Below are 19,934 nucleotides of genomic sequence, written 5' to 3' on the forward strand. Positions count from 1 at the left end.
TGTGACGAGGCTTTTTAGTTGGCACAAAAGCGGGATAGTTGGCACCGGTCTGAAGTCGCGGGCCAGTGGGTAGCGGGTCTGGCGCGCCGACTGTGTCAGGTAGCTGACCTGCTACTTTCTCTGAGTTGCAGAGGTTTGGGAGTACTTTCCTTACGCGATTTCTGCTCGTTTGATCGTGCGCACGGAGACGTGGAGGGCCAGGTTCTGGTCGCAGGAAGTCCCGAGTTGAGTCGCGCAGAGGTTCAGGCATCGGCGAAATCATGTGCTGCAGTTGACACCGGATTCGTGGACAGGGGGCACCGCGAGGGCTCGGGACGTGTGTTCTCGCGGCGGACGATGATCGACAGTTTCAGTCTGAATTACCGCTGCGTCGTCGTTCAGTGTGCGGCCTGCCGGTCTTCGCATCGAGGTCTGCCTCGGAGAGGATGTCGTCGATACTGACCTGGCGGTCGGTCTCACGGTCGCAGGCGCTCGCCAGCTGTGCCGCGTAGGCGTCGAGTCGCCTACGGAGATGGAGTCGGGCGCCGCCCATGTCGTCTCTTTGAAGAAGGAAGATTTCCTTGGTGAGAGAGGTGACGTCCCTGTCTTTGCGCTCGGATTCACGGACGATGGGGCTGTAGGAGGGTTCGCCCTGAGTGGCTTCGCCCCATGCGAGGGCGGTTCCGACGTCAGGGCCGACCTGCTCGTGAAGCCTTCGAAGGCGCGGTATCCCGCCGGTCAGGAGGTGCCACTCTTCACTCGGCATGCGCCACTCGGCCAGGCCCTGACGGCGGTTCGCATAGTTGATCCGTTCGTCGCTGACATCGAGGTGATCTGCGATCTGGTCGACTCGGCGGTCGAACTCAGGCCATAGCTTTACAGGTTCGAAGCGCTTGGCGAGGTTGGCCAGGAGCTTGGCAGCCATCTTCGGAGTGAGGCCGAGAGGCTCGGCGCATCGATGCCAAGAGAGTCCGGTGGCGAGTTTCACCAGCTGGAGAGAGGCGGCTCGGCGTAGCGCGCGCATCCTGGGGCGTTGATCTTCTGGCATGTGGTCGAGGAAGCCGTCGAAGTATGTGTCGAACCAGACCTTCGGCAGGTAGGCCGGGACCTCCTCAACCGAGTACCGGTGCTTCCGGGGCGGTGTCCGCAGACTGCGGTGCCCGTGGGTGCCATAGCTCTTCGTCGCCAGGGCTTGGGCGAAGCGAGGGGAGATATTGAGTGACCGGGCGATCTGGCCGTAGTACATCGGGGCACGGGACCGGACGGTTTGGACCAACGGCCGGATCTGTTCGCGGAGGGATGTCTGGTCCCGCTCGCCGAGCAAAGTGTCGGCCGCCAGCAGCAGTGCTGCTCGTTGCGAGGTGTCCGCAGGGGCTGCACGGGCACCGGTGCGGCGGGAGGGTATCCCCATGGCTTGGCCAGCCTGGATCAGTTCAGCGATCGGTGCGGCGTGCTCGTCGAGGCGTGTCTGCAGGTAGGGAGAGGGGATGAGGTCTGCAGCGGTCGGCCAGCTGAGAGTGATCAGGTGTGCGGCCAGGATCAGGTCCTCGAAGTACGAGGTGCCGTCCGGTTCTTGTTGGTCTCCGAAGAGACGTCGGTCGATGCGTTGCTGGAGGGCGAGCAGCCGGTCGAGATCGGAAGCGGTCAGGCCAGGCGGCGGGTCTGAGGCATAGTCGAGGCGAGTACCGCAGCGGAGATTTCCGCAGGCCCTGGATGCCGCGTCCTCGATGCGATTACGGCATTGCAATGCGTGCAGACGCGTGCCGGGGCTGGTGATCAGGTTGAAGCGTCCCGAGCTGGAGGTGTTGAGCTGCCGTCGGCAGCCAGGACAGACCGATTCCAGCAGACGGTGGTGCTGGGGGCAGACGAAGGCTACGGGCAGATGCCACTGGAGTTTCCACGGGCCGCCCCATGCCTGTTGGATCGCGCTACCGTTGCCGCGTAGACATGGGGGGCAGTAGCGCGGTGAGAACTCCATGGCCCAGCGGGTGCTGAGCATGGTGGTCGTACGGTGCGGGGTACGGTACGCGGTTCGCAGAGGCGAATAGTGAGACTCGAACCGTCTCAATGTCAGCGCTTTGACTTCGGCGAGGTCGAGCCCCGTGGCCAGGGCGAAGTTCTCGGCCACGGTGCCTGGGAGCTCCTGCAGAAGCAGGGTTGGAATGCGGGCGTTGTGCACCGAGTGCTCAGTGAGGCCGCATCGGACCGCGAGCCAACTGGGCGGCATCTCGAGTCGGCTGGAGAGCCGTAGCAGGAAGCCAGGCAGAGATTCTTCCGGCAACGGGGCCAGGCTCCGTGCCAAGGGGCGGAAACCCATAGAGATGCTCCGGTGGTTGCTCGGCCGACCGGAGTGAGCGTCCGGGTGGCCTCGTTGGTACCGGGAGTGGAGAACGGTGGTCGCGAGTGCAGTAGCAGTTGGTGCAGGCCCAAGCGGAGCGTAAGCGATAGGCGGCGGGAGCGGGATCTCCGCGCTCTGAATTCACTCGCTTCGGAGGAACTCAGAGCACCAGAGCGTCCGACGATCGGGCAGGCATCGACGGCGGATGTCAGTCTTCACGTGGAGCGGTTGGATTTGTCTGGTTGATCCACGACAGCCCTCCGAGTTCGAGGCGTTGGCGTGTGCGGGTCACGGCGACATAGGCCAGGCGTGCCTCGCTCTCGTCGATCTGGCGTGTGTCCGACTGCTCGTCGCCGGGATCGTCGGGAGCTGTGGGTTCGAAGTCGCCGGCGATCCTGACCGAGGCCCATTCCCTCCCTTTGGCTTTGTGCGCGGTCGACACCGTCACCTGCGCGGTGCTCTCGGGCACGAGGCGGGCGACGGCCGACAGGATGGCCTCGGGGCCGTGGGTGTCCACGAGGTCGACGAAGGGCTGCAGGTCCCGGCCGTTGGGGTCGTACGCGGCGTAGTCCTGCAGGTCGTGCCAGGTGCTGAAGAGCAGGAGTTCGGGGTGGTGGGCTCGGCGGCCCTGTTTGAGGTCGCGCGCGGCCAAGGCCAGGGCCTGAAGCCCCTGGCCGCCTCCCGCGAGGGCCACTCGAAGACCGGCTGACATCAGCTGCATTACCTGGGCCATGGCGCCGACATTCGTGCGGCACAGCACCGCGTCCGGGCGGATGACGGGGCCGAGCTCGGTGGCGATGGTGTCGGTGCCGGTCAGGCGCAGGGGAGCGTCGGCGAGCGCGAGCCACCGGTTGGCTTCGGTGGCCAGGCGGGGGCCGAAGCGGAAGGACTTGGTGAGGGTGAGGCGGGCGCCGTCGAAGCCGGTCATGATGTCCCTGGCGCCGCGCCAGTGGTAGATGGCCTGGGCGGAGTCGCCGACCATGACCAGCTGAGCGTGGTCGCGTTGTGCCAGGAATACCTGCTCGACGACGGGGTTCGTGTCCTGGGCCTCGTCGAGGAGGAGGAAATCGGCTTCGATTCGTGGCTGGGTGAGGGCCCAGATCTTGAGGTAGTGGTCATGGTCGAAGCGGACGACGCCTTCGTCGATGTACTGAAGATCCCGCCACGCCTTGCGGGCGAACGGGACGAGGAACTCGGAGAGTTCGGCATGGTGGTCGGGGTCGTCCAGGCCGCGGAGCCGGGGCACATGGTGGTGACCGATGGTGCGCTCGGCGGTGTGGCAGAAGCGAGTGACGGTGCGCAGGGCAGCGTTGGAGAGGGTGCGTTGGGAGATGTCGCGATCGCCGATGCGGAGGGAGTCGGTCAGGCCGAGGTCGCACCCGGTTCGCCAGGCGGGGCGGCGTGGGGAGTTCAGGCGGCGCGTATAGCGGTGGCCAACGGCGGCGTAGGCGAGAGCGTGGGCGGTTTTGCAGGTGACGGTCGCGGGGAAGCGGGTGCGGGCGTCGTCGGCGATGGCGCGGTTGTAGGCGAGGTAGCGGCCGCGACGCTGGGTGGAGCGCGCGAGCAGCGCGAGTGTGGTGGTCTTGCCGGTGCCCGCGCCGGCCTGCAGCGCCAGGTGGTTGCCGGCATGGAAGGCGTCGGCGGCAGCGGCTTGCTCGTCAGTGGGGTTCAAGAAGGGTGTCCTCGTACTGAGTGGGGCATCGCATGTCGGCCGGGGGACAGCAGGAGGGAGGGCGCAGTCGGCGGTCGCGCGAAGGGGCGGATTGGTTGATGCGGCTTCAGGTTTCCGGTGAGGCGGGTGCCGTATCCGGCAGGTGGGTGTGGATGTGGGCATGGTGGAGGAGCGGGTCGAAGACCTGCCATCCGGCCAGCGTGAGGTCGGGGGCGGTGCTCGCGACCATATGGGCGGGGCATCGCTGCGCTCGCCACCGCAGCTGCTCCGCGTACGGTGCACGGCTCAGGCTGTACAGGACCAAGTGCTCTGCAGGCACAACGAGTTGACCGATGGTCGACAAGACGGTGGTCAAGGTCCAGACGCCGCTCGGGGCAGCCGGGTCCAGGACCGGGTGGGGGCAGCGGTGACCCCGGCGGGTCTGGGACACGCACCGCAGCGCATCGAGGGGCCGCTCAGCGAGATAGCGGATGTGGAGGATTTCCACGATCGGCAGCACCGGGCGCTTGTCCGGCTGCACCGTGGTCAGGCCTGCGACCGGGGGCGGCGGGGTGAAGAGCCCCGCGTCGATCCGTCGCCGGGTGAGCACGGCCAGGCGGCGACGAAATTCCGTAAGAGCGGGGGCGAGGTCGGTATCCGGAGTGCGCCCCGGGCAGACGGCGGCGTGCGGGACGCGGCACCACGTGGAGTCGGCGCCGCGGTAGGCGACGCCGCAGCTCAGATGCCAGCGGCAGGCGGTGGGGACGGGGCAGGTAGGCAGCTCGTGGGGATGCAGGCCGATCGGCCGGTGATCGGCCCGCGGATGCCAGTCGACGAGGTTGCCGCACTCCCGGCACCTACTGCTCTGTCCCCGGCGCAGGAGGCGGCTGGGGCTGGAGGCATCGACGCGCAGGCGGCGGCGAGGGGGCATGGTGACGGGGCTGCCGTCCCAGCGGCGGGCGAAGTGGTGCGGTTGCATGGCGAGCAACGTGCCAGGTGGCGCGCTGCGATCCAGCGTAGAGGCCGCCGTAAGTCATGCGAATGGCCCCACCTGCCGCGACAGGTGTACGAAGCGAGGTGCGGATGTTCGAGGATGGATTGCCGTTCGGGTGAATCGCGGGATGGGTTTGGGGTGGGCTTCCTCGCGCGAGGAAGCCAGTCAGGACTCGGCGGCGTCAGGTGGTTCGTGCCCGTCGCAGAGTGGCTCCAGCAGCTGGTCGATGGGGAGGCCGAAGGCGTGAGCAAGGGCGTGCCACGTGGTGATCTTTCCTGTGGTGCGGCCGTGCTCGAGGTCGATGAGGGTGCGCCGTGCGAGGCCGCTGCGATCAGCCAGCTCGTCGAAGGTCCACCCGCGCTCGCTCCTCATCCGCACGAGCTGGATGCGCAAGGCGTCGAGGTTGGGGTCGGGAGGGAAGATCGTCACCCCACCATCCGATGGTGCAGACCCATGCCCCGTCAGTGCAGAGTTCTGCACTATTTGCTAGGGAAGGGGTGATGTTCGCCGGGGCGCCGAGTTGATGTCGTGGTGCGCCCCAGTTTCCCCTGCCTTGCAAAGCCGAGCCCTGGACAGGAGGAAAGCGGGAGCGATGAGGGTCTCCCTGCACGCTGTGGTCCCTCGGGTGTGGACCGTGGAGTTGCGGTCGAGTGTGGGTGGTCCGCAGCTCATGTGCCCGCGCTGTGGGCCCCGGAGCGCCCCGCCGCAGGCGGCCGCTGCTCAGTCCGCTGCCCTGCGGCATCTCGCTGCCCATGCGCGCGGCGATGAACTCGCCGGGCACCTGCGCACCTGTCAGTGCCGACAGCGGGAGTGCCGCTGGCATCCCCGGCACCGCGGCTGCGCCGGCCCCATCAGGCTGGTGCTGTCTCGCGACAGGGCGGGGCGCAACTGGCGGCTGGCTGACGTCTGCACCGCCTGCGCGCACGCGACGCCTCGCGCGGCCGTGGTGCCCGACGCCGTCACAGTGGTGGCCGCACCCGGGGAAGGCGCTGGCCACGGCGGAGCGCAAGGAGCCGCGCCGCACCCCGGACCGTCGTCGGCCATTCGGGTGCGGGAGATGCTCGCGTACCTGGCCGCTGCCCTTCCGGCGTGCACGAGCGCCGCAGCCCGCTTGGTTGCGGTGCAATGCGCTCTCCGCGCCGACTCCGGCGGGCGCGTTCTGCTCTCGGGCGGCATCGCGAGAAGCATGCGGCTGGGGCATCTTCCCGTCATCTGGGACGAGTTGGAACAGGCAGCCTGGCTGCGCCCCGCGTCCTCGGCGCAGGGTGCCCGCCGTTTCGACCTTCTCGACCCCACCGTGCTCACACAGGTTCCCGGCCGTCAGGCTCGTGCCCAGGCGGCCGACTGGGCTCTGCGCCAGATCTGTCGTCCGACGGTCCGGCGGCAGCGAGCCGTCGCTCGCCTGGTGGCACTGCAGGTTGCCGCGCATACCGACGATCAGGGCAAGGGCAGCATCGAAGCCGTTCACTTGACCCGGACGGCAGGTCTCTCCTCCGTGGCCGTGGCCACGCTGCTCGACCGGCTCGCCATGGCGGGAGCGCTCGGCCACTGGGGGCTCGACACGGCAACCGATGAGATCTACTGGGCTTCGGGAGTGGGCGCTGGCCGGGGCGGCGTCGTTGGCTGACCGCCGGCGCGTCAACAGAGGGCGGAGGTTGCGGGTCCGGTCAGGTGGGGTGCAGAGCGGCGGATGCATGTCCAGACCCCGACATCTTGCCATCTCTTGTTGACGATGCCCGAGCTCCACGGGAAGGAGAGGCCGGCAGAGTCGCACGCGGCACCGAGTCGTACGGCGTAGCGTGCGATCCGGTGCGGAGTACGTGGCGGCCTCCCCGCTGGTTGCCGGGAGTGAAGAACGGGGAGAGCCCTTCTGTCAGTGTCCTGGGCGTCCTTGGCTGCTTGACCGCGCCGCGCCAGGTGGCCAGACGCGGGCACAGGAGGTGATCGGCCTGGGTGGCTTCGGCCCGCGTCAGCACCGTGCCGAGGTCCGCACCGTACTGAGCGGTGAGCCGCTCTGCCTGGCGCAGACCAGAGCAGAGCGTTGCCTGCAGCGCCACGGTCACGATTCCGGCACTGGCCGAGGGGCTCGGCGTCAGCCCCGATCGCTTGATCGAGCCGCTGCAGCCCAGACGAACTCGGAGACCTGATCTACTCCAGCGCTCCGCCGGCACCGGACGCGACAAGCGGGACACGAGACCGGGCGAGGACGTGATCGCCGTTCGTCCCGTCGTGTCGACGGATGACCTGCCACCGAACCCCGGCGTACGTGCCCCGTTCCTACCGGGACTTGACCTCGCGCAGCTGTGCAGCAGTTACCTCGAATTCGAGGATGCCAGTCTGTAGCGAGGCAACCTGTCGGTCGCAGGCGGTGGCGAGGAGGTCGGAGTACGTTTCGAGACGGCGCAGGAGCTCGCGTTTGCCGCCCTTGCGGGCTGCTGGGGTGCGGAGCTGGTTGATCGACGCGACCAGGCGCTGGGTGCTGCAGCCCGATTCCCTCAGGGCGCCGAGCACGGGGCTGTGGAGGTGGTCGCCCTGGCTGACATGAGTCCAGATCAGCACGGTCGCGGTGTCACGGGTGGGGGAGGTGACACCCTGGCCGAACTCGAGATCGCGGCACAGTTCGGCCCAGTCACCGGCCGGAACCTGCCAGGACGAAAGAAGCTGTCGGCGTCGCCCGTAGTGAACACGATCCGTGTCCCAGTCCAATTGGCTGGCCACACTTTCGACGGACCGCTCAAAGTCCGACCACAGATCCCGTGAATTCAACTCCTGCCGGATGACTTTGAGGGACTGCTGCGCCGTGTTCCACGGGATGCGGAGAGTCTTCGCGCAATCGGGCCAGGTGCCACCGCCACTCATCTCTGCGAGCTTGAGCGCTGAAACGCGCCGCAGGTGCCGCACCTTCCAGTCGGTGTGGTGCGCCCAGTGGGACAACAGGTCGTCGAAGTGGGCGGAGAGCCACTCCTGCGGCAGGAGAGCAGGCACATGCTCGATTCGGAAGCGGCTCTGGCGTGAGGGAAGGCTCTGCCGCGCGTGCCGGTGGCCACCGGCACGGTAGAACCCCTGGGTATGGCATAGCAGGGCACGTGCCATCGCAGGGGAGACGTCCATGCGTCGCAAAGAGGCGCCGATGGTGGCCGGATTACGGCTGAACGCGGACGCAGCGAGCGGCCGGATGCGATCGGTCATCCCGGCGTCTTCGCGTTCCTCGTGACCGAGGAGGCTGTCGGCGGCAACGAGCACCGCCGCGCACTCGGCTGGGTCCTCGGGGGCATGCCAGGCGATGGGCATGCGTCCGTCGGGCCCAGGGGTGTGGCGGCGAGCGGCAGCGGAGGAAACGTGGCGGTCGATCAGGTCAGCCAGCGACGTCGAGGAAGCGTATCGCGCAGCGTCTGGCCAGCTGAGCCGGATCAGATGTACAGCGACGATGAGATCGGGAAAGAAGTAGCGATCCAAGGCCGACTGACCTGCATCGGCGGTAGATTGACCACACGTCAGACGCTGATCAATGCGGTGCTGCAGGGCAAGAAGAATGGACAGATCGGCTTCAGGCACGCGCGCGGCCTGGCGGTCGTGGTCCAGGCGGGCAGCGCAGGGAGCCGCCGGAGTGCCGTTCACATCAGGCACAAGACGCCGGCATTGGGCCGGGTGCAGCCCGCTCGTGGTGCGGTACGTGATCAGCCCTTGGCGCTCTGTATTCGTCGGCCGATTCGGCGTACCCCCACAGCGCGGGCACGTATGGGAGAGCAAGGTGCGGTGCGTGACGCAGGCGTATGAGATGGGAAGATGCCAGCGCAGTTTCCAGGGACCGCCATAGAGAGTCTGGACCGGACTTCCGTTCCCTGAAAGACAGGCGGCGCAGTATCGGCTGGAAATGCTGGCAGCCCACGACTTCCGCGCGGCCGCGGTGTTGCGGCTGCCGTCGATCCGAACGGACGCCAGGGGCGGGTAGACGGCGGCAAAGGACGACAGCGTCAGTGCGTTGGCCTCTTCCACGTTCAAGCGGGCGGCCGCGGTGAATGGCCCGATCCGATCGGCGGGCAGGGAGATCAGGTACTCGCCTGGGAGCCGATTTTGAGGATGGATCAGTCCGCACAGGCGTGCAGCCCTGGCGGGAGAGCGCTCCATGCGGTAGGCCAGCCGCAGGAGCAGGCCGGGCAGTGATTCCTCGGGGAGCGGACTGAGGGCGCGGGCAAGCGGGCGGACGGTCATCGAGCCGCGGCCAACCGGTGCGTGATGCATGGCTCGACACGAGTTTCACACGTGACGGGAATATCGGCATCCCGGCCCTCATCACGGGCTCGTGCCATCAAGTCCGAATAGCACTCCAGTCGTTGGGACAGTACCGAATACGAGGTTCTCCGGCGGCGGGTGATTGGTCCGGCGGTGCAGGTGATCCGGGCAGGCGCCGTGCTGGCGGCGCGGTGCACGGTGACAGCCGGGATGCGCTGCTGTCCACCGCTGTTGATCCCGCATGGTTCCGAGATCCCGCCTGGTGAGCGGTTCAGGCGGTAGGCGAGGTGGAGGAGGTAGCCGGGGAGCGGCTCCTCGGGTAGGGGCGCGAGGCTGCGGGTCAGCGGCCGGGGTGTCACCTCCGTCAACCGGTCTCGCCGGCCGCGGCGGGGCCGTCATCGTCGAAGACGGTGTTGCGGCCCTTCGGCTTCTTCTTCCCTGGGGTTGGCTTGTGCGGCGGGATCTTGGGCTGCTCGCCGGACTCCGCGTCCAGGTCGGGCATGTCGCCGGGGGTGACGGTGAACTGGTTGAACAGCTCTTTCGTCAGCCGCTCGCTCTTGTCCTCGATGGCCCGTCGGCAGCCGTGCTGGATGAGCTTCTCCAGTACGCCGACCACGCCACCGGTGCGGTTGAACAGGTACTCGGGCATGTCGTTTCCGGTCAGCATTCCCTTGGTGTCGTTCAGCAGCCGCAAGTGCCCTTCCAAGCGGGCCAGGTGATCCATCCAGGCGGCCATCTCGGGTCCGGCGGTATAGCGGAACGGGTCGAGGTCGACGATCTGGAAGCGTCGCTCGTGCTGGCTGGCGGCGTGATCGTTCGGGCTGCGGCCGCGGTCCTTGATCGGCTGGTAGATCCATTCCATGGTCTTGGGGTCGCGACGGCCCTCGCGCAGCAGGCCGGAGGTGGGGATGCCGACGCCGACGAGAATGAGCGTGACGGGCATGCTCATCATTTCGCGGATCAGGTCGAGGACGTCCTGGTCGGCTTCCCGGTGGAGTTTGAGGCGGGTGATGTCGTCGATGACGAGTGCCCTGGTGGCGTGCTCGACGATGGCGGTCTTGACGGTGCGGACCAGGTCCTCCAGGCGCATGCCCTTGTAGTCCTCGCCGTAGAAGTCGAGGATGCGCTGGCAGGTGGAGATGGGTGTGGCCTTGACCGGGCAGCGTACGTAGGCGACGGGGGCGACCAGGTCGCGGGTGCCGGGCATGGCATCCGGGTTCATGTAGTTGTTCAGGGCCATCCACGTCTCTTCGAAGACGGCCAGGGCCTCGCACACGGTCTCGGTCTTGCCCTGGGCGCCGTCGCCGTTGACCATGATGCCGCCGCGCGTGCAGGCCTTGTGGCTGAACGCGCCGTCCTCGACGCGGGCCAGAACAGCGTGGGCGACGCGCTCGCTCATCGGAGTCACGTCGATGGGCAGACTGCTGTGTGTGGCGAGCCGGTGCAGGTTGTAAACGCGTTGCTGGCGCGACGACTTGAGGGCGAACTCTGCGGCCGTCAGCACGGGCGCGGGGATGAACGCCCTGCGGGTCGCGCACCAGCGCCGCCAGCCCTCCCAGGTGGTGCGGTCGATCGGCGGGCCGGGGAGGAATGACGGACCGTTGTACGGGGGATTCACGGGCTGACCTCTTCCTCGGCAGCGGCTGCTGCCGCCGCACGGGGCTCGTCTGTGTCGTCGTCGAAGTCGTCGTCGGGCAGGGCCAGCAGGCTGGTGGCGCGCAGCCGCTCGGACAGATCCTGTGGTGGCGGGGTTGGGCGTTCGGGGACGGCGGCTTCACGGCGTCGTCGTCGTTCGTTGGTGACCGCGTCATGTCCCTGCTCGGCGCGTTCGCGCCAGCGCAGCGGGACGACCTTGCCGTCGTCCGAGCCGGTGCGCGCCGCGGGCACGGCGGCGGGCGTCGACTGTGCCGCGGTGGCGTCGGCGGGGCGGTCGGCCGCGGCGGCCGCGGCCTGAGTCACTTCGCGGGCGTGCTCGGTGCGCTGCTTCTTCGTCAGTTGCGTCGGCCACTGCTCGACGGGGATCTTCCCGCCGATCACTTCGAGGAGGACCGGCAGGAGTTCCTTGTCCGACTTCGGCGCCAGCCCGCGCTTGCGCAGCTCGCGCATGGCCTCGCGGACGCGGGCGTCGCTGAAAGCGGGGAACTGCCCTTCCTCGGGCAGGCCCACCCAGCGCAGGGTGTGCCAGTCGTGCGTGCGGGGGTCCTGGAAGAATACGAAGCACGGATCGCGCGGGTCCCGGCGGATGACGTAGCGGTTCTTGTCTTTGCCGCCGCGCCGGGAGAGTTCCCCGCGGTACGGGTCCAGGGCCTCGCCGTCGTACCACAGGTTCTTGATCTTCACGCCGCGCTTGCCGTGGATCATGACCCGGTGGCTGGGAAGGAGCTGGTAGTACAGCTCGGGCGAGGGGATCCGCAAGGCGAAGCCGCCTTGCGTCATAGAGGCAGCGAACAGGCTGTTGGGACTGTGGTCGCCGCCCGGGTCCCAGCTCGGTGCGTAGGAGTCGAAGCGACGGTTCTGCCAGATCCGCACGATCCAGGTGGCGATGAGGTGCTCCATCTCCGCCACGGTCAGGCAGGCGTCGGCCTCCGGGTCGACGCCGCGGTCGGCGGTGTCCACGCCCTGGTAGCCGAGCAGGGGAGCGAACAGCAGGGATCGGATGGCGCCGAAGGCGCGCTCCACGGCCTTCTTGTCGGTGGGGCGTAGCACCCGGCTCGGTTTGATGTTCGCGCCAAGGACCCGCTGGACCTCGACCAGGTGGTGGTTGCGGTAGACGGAGCCGTGGTCGGTGGTGACGGTCTCCGGGGCGAAGAACGGCAGCCCGGCCACCTCGTACCCGGCGAAGTCGGCCACCACCGTGCCCGGAATGCCGGGATAGGCCCACTGCATGTCCTCACCCCAGTCCGGGCGCATGGGGAGCGGCATCGTCATGTCCCGCAGCACCATCGCCACGTCGATCGAGGAATCGGAGACCAGGCTGAGCCGGAACGCCACGATCGAATGCGTGTACACGTCGAGTGCCAGCGTGAGATGCACGGAGACGGGATCGCCGAACACGTCTTCCAGGACCTTGACCGGCAGCACGGTGGTGTCCAGGGCCACCACCTGCCCGGGCCGGTGCACCACCACGTGTCGGCCCGTCGCGTACTTCTGCGCCATGGCCGCCGAGCGTGCGTAGCGCTGCCGCCCGCCGTTGGAGCCGAACCAGTCCCGCCACACCCGGCGCAGCACGTCGTAGCTGGGGACGTTGGTCTTCTCTCCGAAGGTCTCCCGTACATACTGATGGATCAGGCGCTCGCGGTCCCGCGCTGTCAGCTTCGCCCGCCGCAGGCTCTCATCACGTACGGCGAACAGCGCCTCGCGCACCTCCGGGGTGATCCGGTGCCCGGTCGCCTCCCGCAGCCACCGGTCGTCCGAGAGACCGATCGGCCCGAGCTTGCGCCGTGCCGTGTCCCAGCGCACCAGTGTCCGCGTGCTCACCTTGTGCAGGGCCAGCGACTTCGCCAGCGCAGGATCCATGGCCTTCGCCTTGCGCAGCTCGGCCTCCTTTGCCTTTCGGCGCTGCGTCAGCGTTGTGGTCGCCGGGTCGTACTGTGGGAGAGGCTCGTGCGGCAGCGCAGCGTCCGGATCGCCGCTGCGGTAGCCGGTCTCGACCTCCCGGATGTGCTCCAACCGCCGCAACACGTGCTCTTGTTGAACCGGCAGGAGGTCTGCCATCGACTTCGGCTGGCGGCCCCGGCTGGCGGCCGGGAGATCCTTGCGGGTCCGGGTGGACGGCCGGCAACCGGGGCGGTGGATCAGCTCGCTCAGCTGCACCTTCCACGGCGCGCCCTCGTCCCCGATCAGTGTCACGCGACCCAGATGCGGCAGACACGTCTCGACCCGCCACGCCTCACCATCGATGATCAGCTCGGTGCCAGGCTCCAGCGCCCATGTCGATGCCGTCTCAGTACTCACGACCGCACCCCGCGAGGCTCTACGGGTGCGAGCCGGATCAGGCTCGCGTCCCCGTACGGTGCGGAAAGGTCCGCACCCAGCTCTCTACGCCACAGCAAGTGCAGGGCATGGGCCCGGGCCACTGCGGGGATGGAGCACCGCTCGACCAAGTCACCTAGCGGCAGCGGTCCTTGGGAGGCAGCTGCGCGCAGCTGGCCGTGCATGTCGAGCACATTGGTCAACGGCCGCCGCTCGGCGGAGAACGCGTCCACCGTTTCCCATACGTGCCGACGCCAGCCGGTCACCACGCCGTAGCGCCACCCGGCGGCCAATGCGGCTTCGAACGTCGCGGCGAACTTCAGCTCGTCCTCGGGGTGAATCTGACCGGCCGGCCGCACATCGATCACGAATGGACCGGTATCGGTCAGCAGCAGGTAGTCCGGCGTGTGATCCACCCGCTTGCCGCCCGCGTGGAAGCGCAGCCGGAACGGCTGCGAAAGCGCCTCACGCAGCCCGGCCGCGAAGTCGGCGACCAGGAGCAGACACTCCTCCTCGAAACTCTCGTAACCGTGATGCCGACGCGTGGACACCATGTACTCGAGCCCGGGCCGGTGGTACTGGTCGGTCCGCCAAGTGAACCGACGCACCGGCACGGTGCGTGGGACGTCGACCTCGTTGAGGTCGCGCACCGAGTACGCGGCGGCGGCGTCCTGCCCGAACTTCCACCTCGTCGTCCAGCGCCGGGCCCATCGTTCGTCTAGGTCCAGCTGGTGCGCGTACTCGGTGAATCCCCGATGCAGGAGCGCCAGATCCTCCAGGCGACAGGAGTCGGACCACGTATCCCTCTGTGGTGCTTCCGGTACCCGGAGGACGGAACTCGCCCCACAATCCTTCGTATGCACGTCCACTGCTCCTCAGCAGATCGAACACGGCCGCCAAGATCAATCACGACGCTACGGTGAGCAGCGTCCATGGCTCGACCACATCAGCGCCCTTCACACGCACGAGTGATTCCGCATCGATGACACCAACGCGGCCTGCACGACGGCTGATGGACTCCCCCCCCACGAGGAGGTGGCCGTTGACGGCCAAGGTGGATTGGGAGGAGATGACGGCAAAGCGCCCCTTGCCACGTGTTCTGGATCAGTCCCCCGGAGAGTCCCTGCCGGGTTCGCTCCTTCGCGTGGCATTCCGTCTGGGACTGTCTCCCGACCGTGTTGCGGAGCTGTGCGGACTTCGTGAGATGGGAGGGGGCCTATCCCGCACTTCTACCTTCGCTATCTCCCTGGACCACGAGCCACGGCGTTGAGCTGCTCAGCAGGCTTGACAGCCGCGGAGGCCAACAACCTGACGCTTCGGCTCTTCGCGTACGGGTTCCCGGCCCTGACCGGCTCCGTGTGCGACCTCCACATCGAGTGAGTTGACTGCCAGGAGGACAGCGGAGTTCTTGTGCTGTACATACCGCCGCAGACCTCGACGAACAAACTGTTCGTGGTGCCTGCGACGGACTCCAAGGGGCGCGAAGGTGTGGCCGTACCCCTCCGGTCTGGGGACGACACCACGTGGCTGAAGCCTTCCGAGTTGCAGCGGCTGCTGGCACTGGGCTGGTCGTCCACTGGTGGGCGCCGGGACCGTTGTCAATTGCCGTTGCCGATCAGACCACCGCGGCCCGTCTGCTGCAGGTGATCCCTCTGGACGCGCCCTGGATCAAGCATCTTCGAGGCGGCGGCCTCTTCCATCGCATCCCCGTGGCCGTCACCGAAGCGATCCACGAAGCACTGGATAGCCCGGAGGGCGAAACGCTGCGTTTCCGCGACCCCGACTTGGCGTCTGCCACGGACAACTTCAAGACCGCCGTTCACGAACTCAGCAACGTACTCGCCGGATTGCACGCACCTCTGGACGGCCCGCTCACCTACTTCGAGGTGCCGCCGGAGTGGAAGCGGACGGATCGGGAGCGCTTCTATCAGGCCCTGCAGGAGAACTCCCGAGCTGCACCATCGGCGCTCAAGGCCCACCAGGACTCGGTGAACACGCTCAACGAGAGGGGCCTGCTCGTCTGACCCGCACAAAGATGGCAGAACTGCTCAGTACGACACTCCGTCACCATGCGTTTACCGGACTCCCAGTGCTCGCATCTGCACGCTGCACACACTTCAGGACAATCACCCTAAGCAATGCGTTGGCCAATTAACCTCGTAACTCGCCCAACGACTGACCGTTTTGCCTGGGTTTTCGTCGCCTGGCTTCGCATGCGCCTCATCTTGCCCGCGAGGGCTGACCAATTCCGACCAGTTGAGAATTACGCGTTCAGCTATGTGGCAAATACTTTCGATTGCCGACCTCTGGGCAGACATCCACCCTGATGTGTCGAATATGCCGCCGACCCCTGCGCGCCTCGCCGAGCAGGGGATATGACCCTGGGGGGATGCGTGAGCATCGTGGACGTCGCGGGTGTGGGGGCTGCGGCCCTGGTCACCGAGATGGCCAAGAGCACGTGGGAATCCGTACGGGACGCGCTTGCCCGGCTCTTCCGGCGGGGCGGTGAGGAGAGCGCCGAGCAGGAACTGCAGCTGATCGACTCGGCACGGCAGCAACTCCTCGGCAGCGCGGCCGGTGAACGCGGGTCGGTGGAACAACAACTGCGAAGTGAGCTAGAGATGCAGTTGGTGGTGTTCCTGAGGAAGAATCCCGACGCAGTCCAGGAGCTGCAGGACCTGATTGACCAGGTCAAGGGAGCGGACGACGGTGCCGGGGCGCGGACGAGCGTGCACCACATCACCGAGAGCATGGTCGTCGTCTCCGGCGGCGACATCAACGCCTCGGGGGGCTTCCACTACCGCGCTCCGGAGCAGAGCCGGTGAGCGAGGAGACCTTTCCGGGGTCCGTCCCTTCGCCGCCACCGCCTCCGCCTGCCGACCCGTCGACGCCCGGCCAACAGGTGGAAATCCGCGACACCCAGAACTCGAAGATCATCGTGGCCGCGGGGTCTGTCACGATGACGAGCAAACCGCCACTGCCGGTCACCGACATCCCGCAGAGCGAACTCGACGCCGTACGCCGGGCGTGGGTGGAACTGAGCGTGCGAGACGAAAGGGTGCGAACGGCATCCGACGCCCTTGAACGGCTTACCGGGGGCGGGCCTCGGCTGGCCGTCATCGCCGGCCCTCCCGGATACGGCAAACGCGCTGCCGGCATCAAGGCGTTGTGGGAGGTCTCGCAGGCAGAGGAGCGCTCCCGGGGCAAAGCGCTGAAGCTCCAGGCGATCGCGCCCGACTGGGAAAGGCCCGGGTTCCCGGACATCGCCGAGATGCCCGACGATCCGGGACGCTGCTACCTGCTGGACGTGGCCGCAGAGATCAGTTTCTGGCACAAGCCCGGCCTCGTCGCCCAACAACTGGTGGCTTATGCCGAGCAGTTGAAGTTCTCGGGTTCCTTCCTCGTCGTGGTCGCTGACGAACACGGGTGGCCCGAGAGCGTGTCAGGAGCCGTCGCCGGCGTCGTCGTCCGCGCAACGGCCCGGCCATCCCCGCACCGCGTGGCCAGGTCACACCTGGAGTACCTGCACCGCCTGCCGGACAGAATCCGCTGGCTCGACACCGCGCCGGCAGCGGAAGGCTCGGCCGGCGAGGCCGGGCATCTGCTGACCGACAGCAGCCATCCCGACGATGCCGCCCGACTGGCCGCCGAGCTCGCCTGCGCGGAGGACTCCACAGACGGCATCAAGAATGCCCTGAGCTCCTTCCGGGAGTGGCGAACCGATGTAAAGAACGTCTTCAAGAAGACCGAGGACAAGCCCGACGACCGCGCCCTGCTCATCTCCTCACTGTTTCTCAACGGCAAGGACGCGCTCACCATCCAGAACAGCGCCCGAGCACTGTTGGGCGAAGAGCCGGAGACTGACGTCCGCACCATCCTGACCGGGCCCGATCTGACCGCCCGGCTGACGGAGATGGGGGCTCAGGTCAGCGGACGGACAGTCTCTCTCGATCACAAATCCGGATACGCCCGTGCCGTCCTACTACACCTGTGGCAGCAGCGGGCTGACATCCACCCCCACTTGTTGCAGTGGCTGGACACCATCACCGCGCCCAAGGGGCCGGGGGCCGACCGGCTGGCCGCGATCGGCGATCTCCTGGTCGAACTGGCTGTCGCGGAGAACGACATCCGCGTCGTCAGGCAGATCCACGCCTGGATCGACAAGGGCGCTGACAGCGCCGAACACCGCGAGTTGATCGCCCGTGTCCTGACCGTCGCCGCCGAAGCGGACACGCTGGGAGTCCAGGTCCGTGCCCTGCTGTTGGACTCAGCCCAGGACGAATCCGAGGCAGTTGCGACCGTGGTCGCGCTGGTCTGCCGGGGCGAGTTCGCCGAGCACTACCCGCGTCAGGCCCTTGTCCGCCTGCGGCACATCCTCGACCGGCCCGAGACTGACGAGGCCGTACAGACAGCGCAGGCGGCCTTGCGGGACATCGCTGCACGCGACGGACAGCTGCCCCGGGTGTGGAGCACAGTCATCAAATGGGCCACGGAAAGGAAGCACCTGGCGGGGCACCGGGCCTTCCTGTCGCTGCTGGATCCACGGGTCGACCCCTACGTTCTACGGGTCATGCTAGCGGCAGCCGAGCAGAAGGAGGAGATCAAGCAAGCGCTCCTGGACGGCTGGAACGCGGCCGTGGCCGATGCGCGGGTCGAGGCCGAATGCCGGCAAGTGCTGACCGCCTGGGCCGAAGCGCGGAAGGCAGCAGACATGCCGGCCGAGCTCCTGACGGACCTCCTCAATCAGATCATGCTGGGCCACCTCCTCGCCTCACCGGTCTCTGCCCTCATCTTCGGCGAACCCGGAGTCGCCGACAGCGAGGCAGTCATCGAACTACGCAAGGAACTCCGGCTGCCCCCAACGCTGTCGTCCCTGATCGAAACACACGAGCACGCCCCGGCGGAGTCCTGACCGATGGCCTCCACACGATGGTCGCGTCGGCGTGCGCGCAAAGCAGTGCGGCGCAGCCTGACCCGCTTCGAGGTCCGGCTGCGCAGCGCCCATCCCGGGATCGGCTTCACCGCACGGATCACGGCCACGGTGCTCACTGAACCGCCCTACCCCAGCCCCGTCGAGGAGATCGCAGGGGCAGTGCGCACCACCCTCAGGGAGACTGCGAACGAGGTTTCGAAGAAGTGCGACCCAGCCGACCTCGCCACGGCGCGGGACGTCTGCGGTCAGCACCTCGCCCGACGGCGTCAACTGCCCACGGACCCTCCCGTCGAGTTCACGGCCGCGCTCACACTCGACCTGCTGCCGGACGACCGGGCCGCAGTGGCCGCGCTGCTGGCCGCTCAGCGCCGGCAAGCCGTGACCGACATCCTGCGGCAGCAGAAGACGCACGCCCTCGCCTCTGAACTGGCTGTTCCGGCAGCCCTGTTGGCGCGTTGGATCGAGCGCGACAACGCCGACTGGACTCAACTCCCGGATTTCGCCGAGAAGGTGGACACGATCGCCGAAGTGTTCGCCCGGCATCGCCCTGAGAACGAACGCAGCGTCGAGCACGAGGCCGTCGAGGTGTTGCGTGAATTCCTCGCCAGCTTCCCTGACCACACCCAAAAACGCATGCTGTACACCCTCCTGGCCGCGGGCATGGACAGCGCCCAACGGCCGCACCACGCCGCGAAGGCACAAGCCTTGGTCAACGGGCACGCCGCGGCAGAGCCGGAGGGCGCGTCATGAGCGCGGCGGCTATCCGCCCCGGCCGCGCGGGTGTGGTGGTCCGGTGAGCACGTCAGGATGGCGATGGCTGCTCTCGCCCTGGACGAGCTGGCGCGCGTTGCGGCTGGCACGGGCCAGCCAGGGCAACCTCTCCTTCGACGCGGCGTGGCGACGCGCCAGGCTCGAACAGCACCCGGACGAGATGCCGTACCAGCAGCGCGGCCACCTCGCAGCGGAGAGCGAGATCGACGACCCCACCGCCCGGCAACAGCGGTGAACCCGGGGCATGTCGTGCGATGGACGAGCGACGACGGCCGGCTACCCGTGCGCGGCAGGTTCGGCATCATGGCCTCCATGACCGACGTTGGTCCTGACGGGAACGATCACCGGCAAGATGCCATTCCCACCTACGAGTCGTTGTCCGCCGCACAGGTGCTGCAGGCTCGCTACCGCAGTCGGCTGCCCGATCAGCTGGAAGACCTGACCGGACCTCAGCAGGGCACTGCCGAGTTGCCTCTGCACGTGGTCTGGTCTGGCAGCAACAGCTACTCCCTGGAGTCCGCCCGGGCCCGGATGAGTCTCTACCGCGTCGTACTGGCCGAGGGACAGCAGCAGGATCTGGTCCGCTTCCTCAGCAAGGACCTGCTCATCGCCCAGTGGCCGGTACTGCGACGGCTGGTGAGTCGGCATCTTCGCACCGTGTGGGAGGAGGCTTTCCCAGAGCTGGTTGCATCACTGAGCGCGGGCTTCGCCCTGCCCCTCGCCGAGCCGACGTGACCGGCAGCGAGCCGGAGTCGGCAATGATCGAGCTCAAGTGACGTTCCCGGAGGCCCTGAGGTTCTGGCCCGCGGCCCAGGAAGCGAGCAGCCGCAAGGCCTCGCGGGCGGGTGAGCCGGGTGGGGCGGTCCAGGCGATCAGCTTTTGGTCGGGATCGGTAGCGGAGGTGAAAGTGTTCCAGTCGAGGGTGATTTCCCCGATGACCGGATGACGCAGTCGCCTGGTTCCGGTGGTCCTGCCGACGACCTGGTGCTCGGTCCACCACTGCGGGAACTGCGCATCGTGTGCCGAGAGCTCGTTCACGGGGACGGTGAGCTTCGGGTCACCC

16 protein-coding genes are annotated in these 19,934 nt (G+C 67.6%); 7 read left to right on the forward strand and 9 right to left on the reverse strand.

Features of this window, described 5'->3' with window-relative positions:
- Positions 1 to 349: 349 nt before the first annotated feature.
- The 4 genes from ABT171_RS38095 to ABT171_RS38110 form a co-directional block, all read right to left on the reverse strand.
- A complete protein-coding gene (locus ABT171_RS38095; RefSeq protein ID WP_351251041.1) occupies positions 350 to 2,296 on the reverse strand; it encodes a TniQ family protein in 1,947 nt (648 codons plus the stop codon).
- 229 nt (positions 2,297 to 2,525) lie between these two features.
- On the reverse strand, positions 2,526 to 3,989 hold the full coding sequence (locus tag ABT171_RS38100) for a UvrD-helicase domain-containing protein (RefSeq protein WP_351251043.1): 1,464 nt from the start codon (positions 3,987 to 3,989) through the stop codon (positions 2,526 to 2,528).
- A gap of 106 nt (positions 3,990 to 4,095) precedes the next feature.
- Positions 4,096 to 4,947 carry a DUF6083 domain-containing protein gene (locus ABT171_RS38105; RefSeq protein WP_351251045.1) on the reverse strand — a complete coding sequence of 284 codons (852 nt, stop codon included), beginning with the start codon at positions 4,945 to 4,947 and terminating at the stop codon, positions 4,096 to 4,098.
- Positions 4,948 to 5,127: 180 nt separating this feature from the next.
- The gene (locus ABT171_RS38110) at positions 5,128 to 5,391 is read right to left on the reverse strand and encodes a helix-turn-helix transcriptional regulator (RefSeq protein ID WP_340629890.1); all 264 of its coding nucleotides are present in this window, start codon (positions 5,389 to 5,391) and stop codon (positions 5,128 to 5,130) included.
- Positions 5,392 to 6,019: 628 nt separating this feature from the next.
- Here ABT171_RS38110 and ABT171_RS38115 point away from each other — a divergent pair.
- Positions 6,020 to 6,589: a hypothetical protein gene (locus tag ABT171_RS38115; protein WP_351251047.1), complete on the forward strand. Its 570-nt coding sequence runs from the start codon at positions 6,020 to 6,022 to the stop codon at positions 6,587 to 6,589.
- Positions 6,590 to 7,239: 650 nt separating this feature from the next.
- Here the strand turns inward: ABT171_RS38115 and ABT171_RS38120 are convergent.
- From ABT171_RS38120 to ABT171_RS38135, 4 genes are all read right to left on the reverse strand, one after another.
- Complete coding sequence (locus ABT171_RS38120) at positions 7,240 to 9,174, reverse strand: TniQ family protein (protein ID WP_351251049.1); 1,935 nt, start codon at positions 9,172 to 9,174, stop codon at positions 7,240 to 7,242.
- A 385-nt stretch (positions 9,175 to 9,559) separates the two neighbouring features.
- Positions 9,560 to 10,813 (reverse strand): AAA family ATPase, encoded by a 1,254-nt coding sequence (locus ABT171_RS38125; RefSeq protein WP_351251051.1) that lies wholly within the window; start codon positions 10,811 to 10,813, stop codon positions 9,560 to 9,562.
- Complete coding sequence (locus tag ABT171_RS38130; RefSeq protein WP_351251053.1) at positions 10,810 to 13,149, reverse strand: transposase; 2,340 nt, start codon at positions 13,147 to 13,149, stop codon at positions 10,810 to 10,812. Before ABT171_RS38130 ends, ABT171_RS38125 begins: the two co-directional genes overlap by 4 nt.
- Positions 13,146 to 14,036 (reverse strand): TnsA-like heteromeric transposase endonuclease subunit, encoded by an 891-nt coding sequence (locus ABT171_RS38135; protein WP_351251055.1) that lies wholly within the window; start codon positions 14,034 to 14,036, stop codon positions 13,146 to 13,148. Before ABT171_RS38135 ends, ABT171_RS38130 begins: the two co-directional genes overlap by 4 nt.
- 654 nt (positions 14,037 to 14,690) lie before the next feature.
- Between ABT171_RS38135 and ABT171_RS38140 the strand changes: the two genes are divergently transcribed.
- The 6 genes from ABT171_RS38140 to ABT171_RS38165 all read left to right on the forward strand — a co-directional run bounded on the left by ABT171_RS38140 (position 14,691) and on the right by ABT171_RS38165 (position 19,606).
- Complete coding sequence (locus ABT171_RS38140; protein WP_351251057.1) at positions 14,691 to 15,191, forward strand: hypothetical protein; 501 nt, start codon at positions 14,691 to 14,693, stop codon at positions 15,189 to 15,191.
- Between the two features lie 369 nt (positions 15,192 to 15,560).
- Positions 15,561 to 15,992 (forward strand): hypothetical protein, encoded by a 432-nt coding sequence (locus tag ABT171_RS38145; protein WP_351251059.1) that lies wholly within the window; start codon positions 15,561 to 15,563, stop codon positions 15,990 to 15,992.
- Positions 15,989 to 18,079: a hypothetical protein gene (locus ABT171_RS38150; protein WP_351251061.1), complete on the forward strand. Its 2,091-nt coding sequence runs from the start codon at positions 15,989 to 15,991 to the stop codon at positions 18,077 to 18,079. The genes ABT171_RS38145 and ABT171_RS38150 overlap by 4 nt, the downstream gene beginning before the upstream one ends.
- Before the next feature lie 3 nt (positions 18,080 to 18,082).
- A complete protein-coding gene (locus ABT171_RS38155) occupies positions 18,083 to 18,850 on the forward strand; it encodes a hypothetical protein (protein WP_351251063.1) in 768 nt (255 codons plus the stop codon).
- 43 nt (positions 18,851 to 18,893) lie between these two features.
- On the forward strand, positions 18,894 to 19,106 hold the full coding sequence (locus ABT171_RS38160; RefSeq protein WP_351251065.1) for a hypothetical protein: 213 nt from the start codon (positions 18,894 to 18,896) through the stop codon (positions 19,104 to 19,106).
- Positions 19,107 to 19,228: 122 nt separating this feature from the next.
- The gene (locus ABT171_RS38165) at positions 19,229 to 19,606 is read left to right on the forward strand and encodes a hypothetical protein (protein WP_503078594.1); all 378 of its coding nucleotides are present in this window, start codon (positions 19,229 to 19,231) and stop codon (positions 19,604 to 19,606) included.
- Between the two features lie 33 nt (positions 19,607 to 19,639).
- Here the strand turns inward: ABT171_RS38165 and ABT171_RS38170 are convergent, their stop codons facing one another.
- Positions 19,640 to 19,909: an MmyB family transcriptional regulator gene (locus ABT171_RS38170; protein WP_351251069.1), complete on the reverse strand. Its 270-nt coding sequence runs from the start codon at positions 19,907 to 19,909 to the stop codon at positions 19,640 to 19,642.
- Positions 19,910 to 19,934 lie beyond the last annotated feature (25 nt).

Source organism: Streptomyces sp. NPDC001851, from assembly GCF_040297165.1.
GTDB lineage: Bacteria > Actinomycetota > Actinomycetes > Streptomycetales > Streptomycetaceae > Streptomyces.